Below are 13063 nucleotides of genomic sequence, written 5' to 3'. Positions count from 1 at the left end.
GGGTGGCAGCGATGACGACAACTGTGCGGAACCACCGGGAGTACATGCCGGACACCGACCGCGCCGGTGGCCTGGACACCGACCGGGCCGGTGGCCTGGACACCGACCGGGCCGGTGGCCTGGACACCGACCGGGCCGGTGGCCTGGACACCGACCGGGCCAGCGGCCTGGACAGCGACCGGACCGCCATCGCGGTGATCGGAATGGGGTGCCGGCTGCCGGGCGGGGCGGATTCCCCGGCGGCGTTGTGGCGGCTGCTGGCGCAGGGGCGCGACGCCGTCGGTGAGCCGCCCGCGGACCGGTGGGCGCGCCACGCCTTCGCCGACCCGGTCCTGACCGCGGCGGGCAGGAAGGTACCCCGCCAGGGCGGCTATCTCGACGACGTCGCCGGCTTCGATGCCGGCTTCTTCGGCGTCTCCGAGCGGGAGGCGGCCGTCCTGGACCCACAGCACCGGCTGCTGCTGGAGGTCGCCTGGGAAGCCCTCGACCACGCGGGCCGGCCCGCGGACACCCTCGGCTCGAGCCCGACCGGCGTGTTCACCGGCCTCAGCTACACCGACTACATGGACCACCTCGCCGGACATCCGCGGGAACTGGAGGGATCCGTGCTCACGAACGGGATCTCCGTCGCGGGCGGCCGGATCTCCTACCTGCTGGGGCTGCGCGGTCCCAACATCTCGATCGACACGGCCTGCTCGTCGTCGCTGGTCGCGGTGCACCTCGCCTGCCAGAGCCTGCGATCCGAGGAATGCGACGTCGCGCTCGCCGGCGGCGTGGCCCTGATGCTCTGGCCCCGGGTCACGAAGTCCTTCGTCCGGATGGGAATGCTGTCGCCGACCGCCCGCTGCCACACCTTCGACGCCGCCGCCGACGGGTTCGTCCGGGGCGAGGGCTGCGGACTCGTGGTCCTGCGGCGGCTGGCCGACGCGCGCCGTGACGGTGACCGGGTGCTGGCCGTGATCCGTGGCTCCGCGGTCAACCAGGACGGCCGGACCGACGGCCTGACCGCTCCGTCCGCCGAGGCCCAGTACGAGGTCGCCAACGCGGCCCTGCGCCGCGCCGGGGTCGAGCCCGCCGACGTCGGCTACGTGGAGGCCCACGGGACGGGAACTCCGGTCGGCGACCCCATCGAGTTCTCGGCGCTCGCGCGGGCGTACGGCGCCGCCGGCCAGCCGTGTGCCCTCGGCTCGGTCAAGACGAACCTCGGCCATCTGGAGCCCGCGGCCGGTGTCGCCGGGCTCATCAAGGCGGTGCTGTGCCTGCAGCACGGGCATATTCCACCCAACCTGCACTTCACCCGGTGGAACCCGGCGATCGACGCGACCCGGTCGCGGTTCTTCGTCCCGACCGAGCTCGCCGCCTGGCCGAACACGGCGCCCAGGCGGCTGGCCGCGGTGTCATCGTTCGGCTTCTCCGGCACGAACGCGCATGTGGTGCTCGAACAGGCACCTGAGCCCGACCTCGGGACCGCCCTCGGGACGGGCGCGCCCGGCAGTTCCTCCAGCCTCGGCAGTCCTGCCAGGCGCGGTAGTTCCGCCAGGCTCGGACGTTCCTCCGGACCCGAGGTCGTCCTGGTCGGCGCCGGGTCGGTGGCGGCGCTGCCCGCGGCCGCGACCCGGCTCGCGTCCTGGCTGGCGGACGGCGACCACAGCGTGGCCGGTGACCGCAGTGCGACCGGCGACCGCGGCGTGACCGGCGGGCACCGTGTGACCGGTGACTACAGCGTGACCGGCGGATTCGACGACCTGCACGACGTCGCCTACACGCTGGCCCGTCGACGCTCGCGCGGGCACGGCAGGCTCGCGGTGGTCACCGGTGACCGTGCGGAGCTGATCCGCGATCTGCGCGCCTGGGCGGCCGGAGGAGTGTCACCATCCGTCGTGTCCGGTGCCGTCGGCGCCGGGGTGCGCAGGCAGACCGTCTGGGTGTTCTCCGGTCAGGGCTCGCAGTGGGCGGGCATGGGCGCCGACCTGCTCGACACCGAACCGGCGTTCGCCGCGGCCCTTGCCGAGGTCGAGCCCCTGATCGCCGCCGAGGCCGGGTTCTCCGTGCTGGCGGCGCTACGCCGCGCGGAGCCACTCACCGGCTGTGGCCGGATACAGCCGGTTCTCTTCGCGATGCAGGTCGGGCTCGCCGCGCTGTGGCGTGCCCACGGTGTCGAGCCCGCCGCGGTCATCGGCCACTCGATGGGCGAGGTGGCGGCCGCGGTCGTCGCGGGCGCGCTGGCCCTCGCCGAGGGCGTCCAGGTCATCTGCCGGCGCTCCCAGCTGCTCACCCGGGTCGCGGGCAGCGGGGCGATGGCCACCGTCGGCCTTGACCGGGAACAGGCCGAGGCGGAGATCGTGGCGGCCGGCGCCGGTGGCGACGTCGACGTCGCGGTGCTGGCGGCCCCCGGATCCACCGTGGTCTCCGGCGCGACGGCGGCGATCGGGGATCTGGTCGCGGCCTGGAACGCCCGCGGCATCCCGGCGCATCCGATCGCGGTGGACGTCGCCTCCCACTCGCCGCAGGTCGACCCGCTGCTCGGGGACCTCGGGGCGGCCCTGAGCGAGGTGCGCCCGGCCGTGCCACGGGTGGTCTTCTACACGACGGTGCTGGACGACCCGCGCGAGGTTCCGGCGTTCGACGCCGCCTACTGGTGCGACAACCTGCGCCGGACCGTGCGGCTGCGGGACGCGGTCGCCGCCGCCGCGGCGGACGGTCACCGGGTGTTCGTCGAGATCTCCCCGCATCCGGTGGTCGCGCGGTCGGTCGGTGACATCCTGTCCGGCGGCTCCCGCGAACCGACCGTGCTGCCGACGCTGCGGCGGGACGAGGACGGCCAGCTCGTGTTCCGCACGCAGCTGGCCGCGGCGTACTGCGTGGGGGTGCCCGTCGACTGGTCGTCGCTCTACCCGGATGGGGAGCTGGTGGACGTCCCGCCGCTCACCTTCGACCGTGCGCCGCACTGGGTGGAAGGCAGGCCGGACGAAGATCTGGGCGCTGGCGTCGGTGCTGGTGCCGGCGTCGGTGCTGGTGCCGGCGTCGGTTCTCACTCCGCCTCCGGTGCCGGTGTGGGTGGTGGCGCGGGGCGGGAGCCGGGGGCGGGCGCTGTGCCCACGACAGACGGTGTTCCGCTTCCGGGTACCCGGCTGGAGCTCCCCGGGGGGCAGCCGCGTCACCTGTGGCGAGGAGACGCCGGGACCGCGGCCCTTCCGTGGCTGGCCGACCACCGCGTACACCGGCGCGCGGTGCTGCCCGGGGCCGCCTTCTGCGCGCTCGCGCTGACGGCGGCCTGCGATCTGTTCGAAGCCGGCCCCGCCGACGTCGAGATCACCGACGTCACCTTCCTGCAGCTGCTTGATCTCGACAGCCACACGGAGATCACCACCACCACCGCCGCCACCGGGTCCGGCCAGACATCCTGTGAGATCCACTCGCGGGGACCCGACGGCGCCTGGACCCGCCACATGACCGCCAACCTGCGTCACGGCCGTGCGCCGGGCCCGCCGCCGACCGATTCCCCGCTGGCGGCGCTCGCGACCGCGCACCCGAAGCCCGTCGGGCCCACCCGCCTGTACGACCGGCTCCGCGAGCGGGGCATCGAGTACGGCGACGCCTTCACGGCGCTCACCGAACTCCACGTCGCCCCGGACAACCGGAGTGTCTGGGGCGCGATCGCGATGCCGCCGATGGCGGACGCCGCCGATCACGGCCTGCGGATCCACCCCGTCCTGCTCGACGCCGCGCTGCAGGCGCTGACGGGCTGCGTGCCCGGGCTCCTCGACGGGACGGGGGCCAGGCGGCTCATTCTCCCGGTGCGGGTGGCGAGCCTGCGGGTTCTCGGGGATCCGGCGGCAGCCCGGTACTGCCATGGATGGATCGAGCAGGCCACCGCCGAGTCCTTCGTCGGCGGGCTGCGCGTTTTCGACGCGACAGGTGCGCCGGTCGTGTCCGCGGCGGGGATCCGGTTCCTGGAGCAGGTCGTTCCCGGTGGCGGCACCTCGGCGGCCTCTGCCTCTGCCTCGGCTGTGGCCGAAACGGAAGCGGAAACCGAAGCCGGGGAATGGCTGTACACGCTGGCCTGGGAGCCGTCCGTGCCGGCAGCGCTGCCTTCTGGGCCGGCAGCGCTGCCCGGGCCGCTGGCGTCGGCACCGCCGCCGTCGCCAGCGGCTCCAGCTGCTGCTCCAGCTCCCGCGCCCGTACCGGCACCGGCACCGGCCGGGCGGTGGGGGCTCCTGGGCAGCGTCGCGAGCTCCGCCGCCGCCCTGCATGACGCCCTGCTGGCGGCTGGTGCTCAGGTGGACCTCGAGGACCTGCCGGTTCCGCCCGCGGGGCCTGGTCTCCCGGGCCTGACAGGTGCCGACACCGCCGGGGGCCGGGATGACGGGAGCCGGGGCAGCGGAGGCCGGGACGAGGCCGCCCGCGAGCACCCTGCCGACGAGCACCCGGACGACGAGCACCACGCCCGGGTGCTCGTCGTCCTCGACGATGTGGTGCCCGCGGGCTCCCCGGCGACGTCCGGGCCGGTCGGTACGCGGGACGCCGCGCTCGGTATCCCGCGCCAGGGCTCGATCACGGTCGCCGGGCCGGCCGAGGCCGAGCGGGTCACCGGCGTGCTGCTGCAGGTCGTCCAGTCCCTGACGGCGCGGACCGGTCCGGCGCCGAGGCTCTACGTGCTGACCCGCGGCGCGCACGCCCCGGCCGCGGACACCGCACCGGACCTCGATCACGGCGGTGTGCACGGGCTGATCCGCGTGATCGCCCTCGAGCACCCCGAACTGCGGGTCGTCCACATCGATGCCGATCCCGGGGCACGGTCCCCCCGGGGCGCCGGGCCCGCCCAGGCCGCGGACACGGCGACGATCGTCCGGGAGCTGCTCGCGGACAGCCCGGATGACGAGGTCGCACTGCGGGCCGGTGTCCGCTTCGTCGCCCGCGTGGTTCCCGCTCCGGTGACCGACGTCGAACGGCGGGCCGCCGGCCACCGGGTGGCGACGTACGGCCGGGACCGGTTCGTGCTGCGCCCGCCGGGCAACGGAGATCTGGACCAGCTGCGGATCGTCCGCTCCGAGCCGGCGCCCCCCGGACCGGGCCAGGTGGAGATCCGGGTCCAGGCCGCCGGCCTGAACTTCAGGGATGTGCTCATCGCCCTGGGCGCGCTGCCCGCCACTGCGGTCGGCTTCGAATGCGCGGGTGTGGTCACCGCGGTCGGGCCCGGCGTCGACCAGCCGCGCCCCGGCGACACCGTGATGGCGGTCAACCTCGACGGTGGGGGCGCGTTCGGCTCGTTCCTGACCACCCAGGCCGCCCACACCATCCCCATCCCGGACGGGTACGACCCGCCGACCGCCGCGGGGATGCCCATCGCCTACCTCACGGCCTGGCACGCGCTGCACGACGTAGCGCGGCTGCGGCGCGGTGAGAGCGTCCTGATCCATGCCGGCACCGGCGGCACGGGCCTCGCCGCCATCGCGGTCGCCCGTGGCATCGGGGCCGAGGTACTCGCCACCGCCGGCACGCCGGAGAAGCGTGCCTACCTGCGCGGAATGGGGATCCGCCAGGTCATGGACTCACGTTCGGTCGAGTTCGCCGAGCAGACCCGGGCGGCGACCGGCGGCCGGGGCGTGGACGTCGTCCTCAACTCCCTGGCCGGGCCGGCGATCCGGGCGGGCCTGGACTGCCTGGCGCCGCACGGCCGCTTCGTGGAGCTCGGGCTGCGCGACATCCTCGCGGACGCCCCGCTGGGCCTGCTGCCGTTCCGGCGGAACATCACCTTCGCCAGCGTGAACATGATGGAGCTGTGCCGGCACCAGCCGGAGCGTTTCACCCGGCTGGTTCAGGCGGTCGGCGCGGCCCTGGCCGCCGGTGCCCTGCACCCGCTGCCGGTCACGACCTTCCCGCTGGAGGCGGCGACGGACGGCTTCCGGCTCATGGCCGGCGCGGGCCACATCGGCAAGATCGTTTTCGCGGTGCCCGCCAGTGGGCAGACCACGGTCGCCCTTCCGGGCGGCCCGCCGTCGCCGGTCCGCGCCGACGGCTCCTACATCGTCACCGGCGGGTTCGGCGGTGTCGGTCTGGAGACCGCGGCCTGGCTGGTGGCCCAGGGCGCCCGCCGGGTCATCCTCAACGGGCGGTCCGCCCCGACGAAGCAGGTCGCCGGCCGCCTGGAGCATCTGGGGCGGCTGGCACCGTGGGACGACGCGGTGCGGGTGGTGCTCGGCGACGTCGCCGGCCCCGGAGTCGCCGAGCGGCTCGTCGCCGCCGCCACCGCGGACGGCGGGCGGCTGCGCGGAGTCGTGCACGCCGCGATGGTGCTCGACGACGCGGCGCTGACCACGGCGACCGCCGACCAGCTACGCCGCGTCTGGCGTCCGAAGGTGAGCGGCGCCTGGCGCCTGCACGAGGCGACCGGTGGGGAACGCCTCGACTGGTTCGTCCTGTACTCGTCGATGTCGTCGCTGCTCGGCAATCCCGGCCAGGCGGTGTACGCCGCGGCGAACTCCTGGCTGGACAGCTTCGCGGACTGGCGCAACGCCCAGGGGCTGCCGACGCACGCGGTCAACTGGGGGCCCTGGGACGAGGTCGGGGCCGCGACGGACTTCGCCGGCCGCGGCTACGCCACGATCCCGACCGCGACCGGGCTCGCCGCGCTGCGGACCGTGCTGGTCCACGGCCGGCGGCACACCGGTGTGCTCCCCGGGGCCCCCGGAAGCTGGGTGCCGTCCGCGGGGCGCTCCCTGCCGCTGTTCAGCCGCCTGGTCGGCGCACCGCCCGGAGCGCCCGCGTCGGCGTCGGCACCGGGGAGCACGCCGGCCGGGCCGCGGGACGTCCTGGGTGAGCTGCGCACGACCCCACCCGGTGCCCCGCGGCGCGGGGCGTTCGAGACCTACCTCACCGATCACATCCGGGCCGTGCTGCGGCTGGGTTCGAAGATCCTCGACCCGGACGTCCCGCTGCGCTCGCTCGGGTTCGACTCGCTGCTCGCGCTCGAGCTGCGCTCCCGCCTCGAACCGGACCTGGGCATCACCCTGCCGGGGAACTTCATCTGGAAGTACAACACGCTGGCGACGCTGGCCGCGGGCCTCGCCGAGCACGCGGACCTGCCGCTCGACGGGGCCGGCTGACGGGAGGCTGGCGGCGGGCGGCGCCGGAACGGAGGCCGCGGGCAGCGGCGTCGCCAGGTATGGCCGAGCGTGGCCGGGTGCTCGTGAGCGGCACTATCCAGCACTCTTGTGCAACGGCACTGTGGGGCCGAACGGGCTGGGGGGTGTCTCGGCCTGGCTCCGCCGCTCTGACGATCTCCCCGCACGGAAGGCCGAGGACCGCACATGCCCACTCTGGAGCGCCACGGCGACGTCGCCGTTCTCGATCTCGGCGATGGGGAGAACCGGTTCCATCCCGACTGGATCAGCTCCGTCAACGCCGCCCTGGACGAGCTGGAGAAGGCCGACGGGCCCCGGGCGCTCGTGACCACCGCGACGGGCCGGTTCTACTCGAACGGCCTTGATCTGGACTGGCTGTTCGCGCACGCCGAGCAACACCAGGACTACGTCGACTCCGTGCACCGGCTCCTCGCGCGGATGCTGACCCTGCCCCTGGTCACGGTCGCCGCGCTGCAGGGCCACGTGTTCGCCGCCGGCGCGATGTTCTCGCTGGCGCACGACTTCCGGGTGATGCGCGCCGACCGTGGCTTCTGGTGCCTGCCCGAGGCCGACATCCACATTCCGTTCACCGAGGGCATGTCCGCGCTCATCCAGTCCCGGCTGACGCCGCAGACGGCGCACGAGGCGATGGTCACCGCCCGCCGCTACGGCGGGACGGCCGCGGCCACGGCCGGCATCGTCGACCAGGCAGTGGACGAGGACGCGGTGCGGTCGACGGCCGTCGAGATCGCCGAGGCACAGGCCGGCAAGGCCGGGGACACCCTGGGCACGATCAAGGCCCGCATGTACGCGGCCGTGGTGGCCGCGCTACATGGCCACGGCTGAGTGCCGGTCCGCGGCTGAACGCCGGCCCAGAGTCCAGCCCCGGCCCAGAGTCCAGCCCCGGCCCAGGTCCCAGCGCCGGTCCGGGGCTTGGCGCTGGCCGGGAACCGCTTGCCGGCGGGCATGGTTCCAAGCTTCCGCAGCGCGTCACGGGGCGTGGGAGGATGCGGGAGGCTTAGGAGAAACGGATGCTGGTCTTGGTTTCAGCGTCGCTGACGGGCGGCGAGCGTTCTTGACGGACGAAGCGGGCGTGGCCAGCGGCCACGACGAGCGAGCAGCCGTTTTCCGGGTGTCGGCCCGTCGGCCACCCCTCAAGATCGCGCAGATCCTCGCGGCGGACCTGCGTCGCCAGATCCTCGGCGGCGAGCTCGTCGTGGACCAGCAGCTACCGCGCGAGGCCGAGCTCACCGCGGCCTTCGAGGTGTCCCGGGAGACGCTGCGCGAAGCACTGCGGATCCTGGAGTCGCAGTCGCTGCTGGAGGTCCGGCGCGGGCGGGGTGGTGGCGCGGTCATCCGCCGGCCCGGCCTGGCCGCGGTCAGCCGGTACGTGGCGCTCCTGCTGCAGCTGCGGCGCACGACGCTGGCCCACCTTGAAGAGGCCCGCCTGGTCATCGAGCCGCACGCCGCCGAGCAGCTGGCGCTGCGCTGCGGGCAGGAAGGGCTCGACCACGTCGCGGCGCTGCACGAGAACACCCGAGCGGCCGAAGGCGATCCACTCGCCTTCGCCACCGCGGTCGCGGCGTTCGACCAGGCCGTCACCGACCTGGCGGGCAACCGTTCGATCGCGGTGTTCACCGGCGTGCTGCGCGACATCTACGCAGGTCAGGTCTACGCCGTGGTCGGTACCCCCGACCTGGCGTCGGCCGAGCGGGCGGCCCGCCGCGTCGTCGCCAGCCAGGGCGAGCTGCTGCGGGCCGTGCGTGCTCGCGACGGTGCCCGCGCCAGCCAGGCCTGGAGCGACTATCTGGTCAGCACCAGCAGACTCCAGGTGAGCCGCAGCCGCAGCCGGCAGGTGATCGACGTCGTCCCGCTGTGGCGGGCCCAAAGCGGCTCGGTGGGCAGCGGCGGCTCGGTGGGCAGCGGGCCACCGCAGCGGATGGCCATGGCAGTCGCGACCGAGATCAGGGCGCGGATCGCCGAGGGCCGTCTCGCCGACGGTGCCCGGCTGTCCTCGCTGGCCGACCTCGCCAAGGAGTTCGGCATCTCCCGTCCCACGCTGCGGGAGGCGTTGCGCATCCTGGAGACCGAGTGCCTGATCGAGCTGCGGACGGGGGACCGTTCCGGCCCGCGGATCCGCCATCCCTCGACGAAGGTCGCGGCCCAGCTGGCGGGAACGGCGCTGGAGGCCCGGCAGACGACGCTCGCCGACTTCTTCCGCGCGATGACGGTCATCGAGCCGGCGATGATGGAGCTCGCCGCGTCGAGGATCGACCAGGAGTCACTGGCCACGCTGTGCACCCTGCGGGACGAGCTGGGCAGCTGCACCCGGGACATGCCCCGGTTCGCCGACATCTGGGGCCGGGGCAGCGCGCTCGCCTTCACCGCGACCGGCAATCCCGCGCTCACCGTGATCGCGGAGATCCTCCAGTGGGTGCGCCTCGGCACCGGGGCGGCGCTCACCACCGGGGTTGACGAGGTCTGGGTGGCGACCGCGCAGGACAACGTCCGGCTGTTCGAGGAGGTGGTCGCGGCGCTGGTGGCGGGCGACCCGGCCCGGAGCCGCGCGGCCTGGGCCGCGTGTCTGGAGACCAACGCGCCGTTCATCGAATCGTCCGAGCTGGCGCGGCGCCGGATGACCAGCGAGCCCTTTCCGTCGCCGGCTGTGACTGGCGTCGTCCGGTGACCGTGCGGCGTGAGGCGCAGCGGGCTCGGTTGAGCCCTTCCCGTCGGCGGCTCCGACCGGTGGTGTCGCGTGACAGTGCACTGTGAGATGGAGAAGCTCAGTTGGTTCGACTGACCCACGCGGTGTGCCGGCCCACGCGATGGGCCGGCTGGGTAGCGACGTAACGAGATGGGAGATACAGCCATGAAGGTGTCGATCGATCACGACCTCTGCCAGGGGCACGCCCGCTGTTGGGATATCTGCCCCGAGGTATTCGAGCTTGACGAGCAGGGCCACGGCTTAGTGGCGGTGCCGGAGGTTCCCCCGGCTCATGAGGCCAAGGCTCGCGAGGCTGCGGAGAACTGCCCGGAGCGCGCGATCACGGTCAGCTGACCGTCTCAGCTGACTTCTCTGCCGGGCGGCGCCGGGTGACTCCTGTATCCCGGACCGCCCGGCGGCCGGTCACCCCGGACCGCCCGGCGGCCGGTCAGGCCGGTCAGGCCGGTGTTGCGCCGGCTGGCTGGCCCAGATGCCCAATCAGGCGACCGGCGGTCGCATTTGGTTGCTCGTCGAGTGGTGTACGCGTCAATCTGCTAGGAGAGGTTGACGAATCAGCGCGCAGGCGCATGTCCGCATCCGACGGGTGCGGGAGTGGCTGACGCAGCGACCGGACTGGCTGTCCGCTCGGGCTGGAAGGCGCGGGCATGGCGAGGGAAGGGCTGACCGTGACGGACGACCTGTACTGGGACCCGTTTGACAAGATCGTCGATGTCGACCCCTACCCCGTGTGGCGGCGGATGCGGGACGAGGCCCCGGTCTACCGCAACGACAAGCTGGACTTCTACGCCCTCTCGCGGCACTCCGACGTCGACCAGGCCCACGTCGATCCCGCGACCTACAGCTCGGCGCACGGCACGGTCCTCGAGCTCATGGGGCCGGAGCCGCTGAGCACCGGACAGATCATCTTCATGGACCCGCCGGCGCACACCCTGCTGCGCGCGCTGGTCTCCCGTGCGTTCACCCCACGGCGGGTCGCTGCTCTGGAAAGCCACATTCGCCAGCTCTGTGCGGAGCTTCTCGACCGGCAGGTCGGCGGCGGTGGGTTCGACTACGTGCAGGACTTCGCCGCACAGCTGCCTTCAATGGTGATCTCCCAGCTGATCGGGGTCAACCCGGAGGACCGGGAGGAGATCCGGCGGACCATCGACCAGACCTTCCACATCGAGGACGGCAAGGGGATGATCAACGACATCTCCTTCGCCGCCCAGATCAAGCTGCACACCTACTTCTCCGAGCAGATCGAGGCCCGGCGCCGCGAGCCGCGCGACGACATGATGACCGGCCTCGCCCAGGCCGAGATCACCACGGCGGAGGGGACCCGTCGGCTGACCACCGCGGAGGCGACCGACTTCACCAACCTCCTCGTCGCCGCCGGGACGGAGACCGTCGCCCGGCTGCTCGGCTGGGCCTGCGACCTGCTGGAGTCGCATCCCGACCAGCGCGCCGACCTCGCCGCCGACCCGTCCGGACTGGCGAACGCCGTGGAGGAGACGCTGCGCTACGAGGCACCGTCGCCGGTGCAGGGCCGCACAACCACCCGGGACGTCGTCCTGCACGGCATCGAGATTCCGGCCCGGTCGCGGATCCTGCTCCTCACCGCCTCGGCGGGCCGGGACGAACGCAAGTACCCCGACGCCGACCGCTACGACGTCCGGCGCCGCTTCGACAGCCATGTCTCGTTCGGCCACGGTCCGCACTTCTGCCTGGGCGCCGCGCTGGCCCGGATGGAGGGGCGGATCGCGCTGGAGGAGACGCTGCGCCGCTTCCCGAACTGGGAGGTCGACCGGGACCGCGCGGTGCGCCTGCACACCAGCACGGTGCGCGGCTACGAGAAGCTGCCCGTCATCGTCTGACCGCCGCCTCGCGGGCGGCTTCGGGCTCGGCTGCGGCTTCGGGCGCCGGGCCGGGTGCGGGGGAGTAGGGCGTGACGGCGCGGATCGCGTGGAGCGTCTCCCGCACCCGCTCCGGGCCGAAGGATGCCGGTGGCGTGAAGGCCACCCTGGTCACCAGGCCGCCCAGACGTTCGGCCAGCCGGCGGGGAAGCTCCTCGGGCGTGGTCACCAGGCCGAACGCGTCGACGACCTGGTCGTCGATCAGCCCGGCCATCTCCACCCATCGGTTCTGCTTCGAAAGCACGGTGAGCTCGGTACCGAGGTCACCCCAGCCGTGCAGCTCCAGCAACGGCCGGTAGGCCGGCGTCGACCCGTAGAAGGCGATCTGGGAGCGCATTCTCTGCACGCCCTCGGTTATCTCCTGGTCGGTTCCGGTCGCCACGAAGCCGCCCGCGACGATCTCGAACCCGTCGAGTGTGCGGCCGGTGAGCTGGCGGCCCCGCTCCAGCGCCGGAATCGTGTGCTCGCGGATCCACCGCGGGCTGGTGAACCAGTGGCACAGAAATCCGTCCGCCACTTCACCGGCGACCTGGGTCATGGCATCCCCGACCCCGGCCAGGAAAACCGGCGGCGGCCCGAACGGGTGCGCCGGTGACACGAAGGCCGGCGGCATCAGCGTGTGCCGGTAGTACTCACCTTCGAACCTGAGCGGAGTGCCGTCGGCCCAGCTCGACCAGATCGCCCGCATAGCCAGGACGAATTCCCGCATCTGCGGCGCGGGCCGCCCCCAGGGCATGGAGAAGCGCCGGGTGATGTGCGCCCGCACCTGCGAGCCGAGGCCAAGCCGCAGCCGCCCGCCGGAAAAGCGGTGCAGATCGTTCGCGGTATAGGCGAGTGACATTGGAGAACGCGCCAGGGCGACCGTGATCGACGTTCCCAGCTCCACCCTGGACGTCGTCTGGGCGGCGAGGGTGAGCGGCAGAAAAGGGTCCTGGTTGACCTCGCCGGCCCAGATTCCGTCATAGCCCGCGTCCTCGGCGGAGCCGGCCCGCGCCACGGCGTCCGCCAGCCCACCGAGAGTGCCGTCGACCTTCACTCGCCGCCCCCTTCAACGCCGCCACGACACATCCTCAACCTGCCGCCGACGCAGGTCAGAGCATCCGGCGGCCCGTCGGTGCCTGGCGGTCGCCCGGAGCCGACGGTGGAGAAGACGGTGGAGAAAACGTAACAGCCGGCCCAGCCCGGGGCATCCGACCGGCCCAGCGCGCGGGGTTCGTGAACCGGTCACCGACGGCTTCGGTTGCGGCGGCCGTCGACCTGTGGTCGTCGGAGTGGAGATCTCATCGTGGAACGGTGCAGGGCCACGCAACAAAGCCCGTTCC

6 protein-coding genes are annotated in these 13063 nt (G+C 73.3%); 5 read left to right on the top strand and 1 reads right to left on the bottom strand.

Going from position 1 to position 13063, the window contains the following annotated elements; translation table 11 throughout:
* Positions 1 to 11: 11 nt before the first annotated feature.
* The 5 genes from ACG83_RS23005 to ACG83_RS22985 all read left to right on the top strand — a co-directional run bounded on the left by ACG83_RS23005 (position 12) and on the right by ACG83_RS22985 (position 11702).
* Positions 12 to 7106 carry a type I polyketide synthase gene (locus ACG83_RS23005; RefSeq protein WP_235498112.1) on the top strand — a complete coding sequence of 2365 codons (7095 nt, stop codon included), beginning with the start codon at positions 12 to 14 and terminating at the stop codon, positions 7104 to 7106.
* Positions 7107 to 7310: 204 nt separating this feature from the next.
* Positions 7311 to 7970 carry an enoyl-CoA hydratase-related protein gene (locus tag ACG83_RS23000; RefSeq protein ID WP_054568277.1) on the top strand — a complete coding sequence of 220 codons (660 nt, stop codon included), beginning with the start codon at positions 7311 to 7313 and terminating at the stop codon, positions 7968 to 7970.
* A 229-nt stretch (positions 7971 to 8199) separates the two neighbouring features.
* Positions 8200 to 9810, top strand: a complete 1611-nt coding sequence (locus ACG83_RS22995; RefSeq protein WP_054568276.1) for a FadR/GntR family transcriptional regulator — start codon at positions 8200 to 8202, stop codon at positions 9808 to 9810.
* Between the two features lie 183 nt (positions 9811 to 9993).
* Positions 9994 to 10182 carry a ferredoxin gene (locus ACG83_RS22990; protein ID WP_054568275.1) on the top strand — a complete coding sequence of 63 codons (189 nt, stop codon included), beginning with the start codon at positions 9994 to 9996 and terminating at the stop codon, positions 10180 to 10182.
* A 332-nt stretch (positions 10183 to 10514) separates the two neighbouring features.
* Positions 10515 to 11702 (top strand): cytochrome P450, encoded by a 1188-nt coding sequence (locus ACG83_RS22985; protein ID WP_054568593.1) that lies wholly within the window; start codon positions 10515 to 10517, stop codon positions 11700 to 11702.
* Here ACG83_RS22985 and ACG83_RS22980 read toward each other — a convergent pair.
* Positions 11692 to 12777: an LLM class F420-dependent oxidoreductase gene (locus ACG83_RS22980; RefSeq protein ID WP_054568274.1), complete on the bottom strand. Its 1086-nt coding sequence runs from the start codon at positions 12775 to 12777 to the stop codon at positions 11692 to 11694. The two genes, ACG83_RS22985 and ACG83_RS22980, sit on opposite strands and share 11 nt — an antisense overlap.
* Positions 12778 to 13063: the final 286 nt, after the last annotated feature.

It is taken from the genome of Frankia sp. R43, from assembly GCF_001306465.1.
Lineage (GTDB): Bacteria > Actinomycetota > Actinomycetes > Frankiales > Frankiaceae > Parafrankia > Parafrankia irregularis.
The sequence above is the reverse complement of the archived record's forward strand: the minus strand, read 5'-3'. Positions and strand labels throughout refer to the sequence as shown.